Origin of the sequence: Mesorhizobium sp. M7A.F.Ca.CA.001.10.2.1 (assembly GCF_003998575.1) — a bacterium.
In the GTDB taxonomy this organism is placed as follows: Bacteria; Pseudomonadota; Alphaproteobacteria; order Rhizobiales; family Rhizobiaceae; genus Mesorhizobium.
Window position 1 is genome coordinate 1 of sequence record NZ_RZQY01001344.1, and the last position, 468, is coordinate 468.

Sequence of the window (468 nt, forward strand, 5' to 3'; positions counted from 1 at the left end):
TCCACTGGAACCGCGACAAGGGCGAGGGCCGCCCCTTCTATTATTTCGCTTATGGCGCCTCGTGTTCGGAAGTCTCGGTCGACACGCTGACCGGAGAATACATGGTCGAGCGTACCGATATTCTCCATGACTGCGGGCGCTCGCTGAACCGAGCTATAGACATCGGCCAGATCGAGGGCGGCTTCATCCAGGGCATGGGCTGGCTGACGACGGAAGAACTGTGGTGGGACGCCAAGGGCCGGCTGCGCACGCATGCGCCGTCGACCTACAAGATCCCGCTCGCCTCCGACCGGCCAAAGATCTTCAACGTCACCTTGGCCGACTGGCCGGAAGCGGGCGAGCCGACCATCCACCGCTCCAAGGCGGTCGGCGAGCCGCCGTTCCCGCTCGGCATGTCGGTGCTGCATGCGCTGTCGGATGCGGTGGCCAGTGCCGCCGACAACAAGATTTGCCCGCGCCTCGATGCCC

1 protein-coding gene is annotated in these 468 nt (G+C 64.7%); it reads left to right on the forward strand.

What is annotated here, in order from left to right; genetic code table 11:
• Window positions 1-468, forward strand: a 468-nt coding sequence (locus tag EN964_RS36990) for a molybdopterin cofactor-binding domain-containing protein (RefSeq protein ID WP_164776615.1), incomplete at both ends; no start/stop codon positions are given.